2 protein-coding genes and 1 pseudogene are annotated in these 2285 nt (G+C 70.8%); 1 reads left to right on the top strand and 2 read right to left on the bottom strand.

The annotated features are described in order from the left end of the window. Positions 1 to 104: 104 nt before the first annotated feature. The gene (locus D7V93_RS41995; RefSeq protein WP_120648563.1) at positions 105 to 1460 is read right to left on the bottom strand and encodes an RtcB family protein; all 1356 of its coding nucleotides are present in this window, start codon (positions 1458 to 1460) and stop codon (positions 105 to 107) included. A 238-nt stretch (positions 1461 to 1698) separates the two neighbouring features. Here D7V93_RS41995 and D7V93_RS42000 point away from each other — a divergent pair, with 238 nt between their 5' ends. Further along, entirely contained in the window at positions 1699 to 1980 is a 282-nt protein-coding gene (locus D7V93_RS42000; protein WP_120648564.1) for a hypothetical protein, read from the top strand. 112 nt (positions 1981 to 2092) lie between these two features. Here the strand turns inward: D7V93_RS42000 and D7V93_RS45580 are convergent. Then, positions 2093 to 2285, bottom strand: a pseudogene (locus D7V93_RS45580) (hypothetical protein); the annotation flags it as partial.

Genomic DNA, 2285 nt, shown 5'->3' on the forward strand with positions numbered 1-2285 from the left:
CATCGGTGGGGCTCCAGGCGGGCGGCCACTCTACCGCCGCCCGGTCTCCCCCACGAGCCCCCCGCCGTGCGTCCCGCCGTGCGTCATCGACGGGACGGATTGCCTCAGTCCGCGCCCTTGATGCAGGCGACCGGCTTGAGGCGGTGGGCCACCCGGGCGAGTCCCGCCTGCTCCACCGTCTCCAGCACGTCGTCCAGGTTCTTGTAGCAGGGGCCGGACTCGTCCAGCGGGGTGACGCGGGTGTTGAGCAGGATGCCGGCCTCCTTCATGCGCTGGTCCGTCTCCGCCTGCTGGAGCTGCCGGCGCGCGGCGGCCCGGGACAGCCGCCGGCCGGAGCCGTGGTTGACGGAGTAGATGGACTTCTCCGCGCCGGGTTCGGCGAAGAGGATGGCGCTGCCCGTCTCCATGGACCCGGGGATGAGGATGGGGTGGCCGGTGGCCTCCCACGGCGTGCCCTTGAGGGCGGGGTGGCCGCCGGGGAAGGCCCGCGTGGCGCCCTTGCGGGCGACGAACTTCCCGGCCTCGCGCTGGATGAGGTTGTGGGAGATCTCGTAGTAGATGCTCGCGGTGCCGCCGAACACGTCCTCCAGGGCGCCGCACACGGCCTCGCCGATGAGCAGGCGGTTGGCCACGGCGAAGTTGGCCGCCATGTTGTGGAGGTTCCAGTAGTCGCGGCCCAGGGCGCTGTCCGCGTCCAGCCAGATGAGGTCCTCGCTGCGGCTCTTGAGGCCCAGGTGGGCGGCCCCCTCCACGAAGAAGTGCTTGGCGATGTTCCAGCCGAAGCCCCGGCTGCCGGTGTGGAGCATCACCCAGACGCGGCCCTGCTCGTCCACCTGCATCTCGGTGAAGTGGTTGCCGCCGCCCAGGCTGCCCAGCTGCCCGCGCTTGTCGTAGGCGCGGCCGGGGATGTCCACGCCGGTGTCCTCCACGGGGATGAAGTCGCGCTCGGTGACGGAGCTGCCGCGGCCCAGGGCCTTGGCGCCGTGGCGCAGCACCTCCTTCACGGTGCTCTCGTTGAGGCGCCGCTGCTTGCGCGCCCGTTCGGCGCCCACGCCCACGGCGATGCGCTCCGTCACCTCGTTGATCCACTGGCGGCGCTTCGCGGGGTCGGCCACGTCCTCCACCTTGAGGGAGGTCTGGAGCTGGACCATGCCGCAGCCGATGTCGTAGCCGGCGGCGGTGGGGAGCAGGACGCCGTCCGTCTCCACGATGGTGCCAATGGGGACGCCGTAGCCCAGGTGACAGTCGGGCGTGATGGCGACGCGGGTGACGCCGGGGAAGGTGGCGGCGTTGACGACCTGGTCGAAGACGGACTCCTCCAGGCCGGGAGACTCCGGGCCGCCCTCACCCCAGAGGAGCTTGTCGGAGAGGAACAGGTCCGCGTGCACGCGCATCGTCTTCGTGCGTGGCAGGACGTAGTGACCCTCGGCGACCTTTTCCAGACTCTGCTTCCAGCTCATGGCGCATGACCCCAGGTGGGTGAACCCGCGGCAGGGACGAAGCCCTCCCGCCAGCCTGACGGACGGTGGGTTTCAGGACATTGGGATGGCCGCCTGCCTGGTGTGGACGCGGGGGGAGTTGCCGGTAGCGGACGGCGGTGTTGGACGGCAGTGCATTGATCGCCAGTCCTACAAGTCTGGGGCTTGCGGTAGCGGATCGCCATTCCCATTTCTCTGTCGTGCATCAAGGGGGTGGGCGATGGGGTTTCTGACTGGGGTGGTGCTGGCGGTGGCGTTGCAGGCAGGGCCGGTGGAGATGAGCGCGGGCCCGGTGTTCAACCCGTCGCTGTGCGCCAAGAAGCGCGTGGACCCCTGCGGGTGCCACCACGTCTACGGCATCCGGCACTGCCACCAGAACCGGAAGAGCAACCACTGCGAGGCGCAGGTCCGCGCCTACGAGCCGGAAGAGACGCAGGACGCCGCGGACGCGAAGAGCCCGCTGCAGAGCCTCATCGACCCCGCGAAGTCCGTGTCGATGTAGGGCGCGCCGGGAAGACAGGCGGAAGAAAGCACGAGGGCTCCGGACGGCGACGTCGGAGCCCTTGGTGTTTTCAGGCCGCGTGGCGCTCGCGCGGGACGGGCACCTGCCCCGCTCAGCGGGCGGCGGGCGCCTCGCCGGGCAGCATCTCCGAACGGCTCACCTGCAGGGCGCTGTCCGAGCGGATGATGACCCAGCGCGCCTGCGGCGACACGCGCAGGGCCATGACGTTCGGCGCCAGGCGGCGCATCTCCGGCTGGAAGGGCAGCGCGGCCCGGGGCGGCATCGTCAGCGAGGAGGCGTGCGGG

Source organism: Corallococcus llansteffanensis (assembly GCF_003612055.1).
Taxonomy (GTDB): Bacteria; Myxococcota; Myxococcia; order Myxococcales; family Myxococcaceae; genus Corallococcus; species Corallococcus llansteffanensis.

Bases quoted from the DNA above. Each gene is read 5' to 3' on its own strand.
- D7V93_RS41995 (WP_120648563.1), bottom strand. From the start codon at position 1,460: ATGAGCTGGAAGCAGAGTCTGGAAAAGGTCGCCGAGGGTCACTACGTC.
- D7V93_RS42000 (WP_120648564.1), top strand. From the start codon at position 1,699: ATGGGGTTTCTGACTGGGGTGGTGCTGGCGGTGGCGTTGCAGGCAGGG.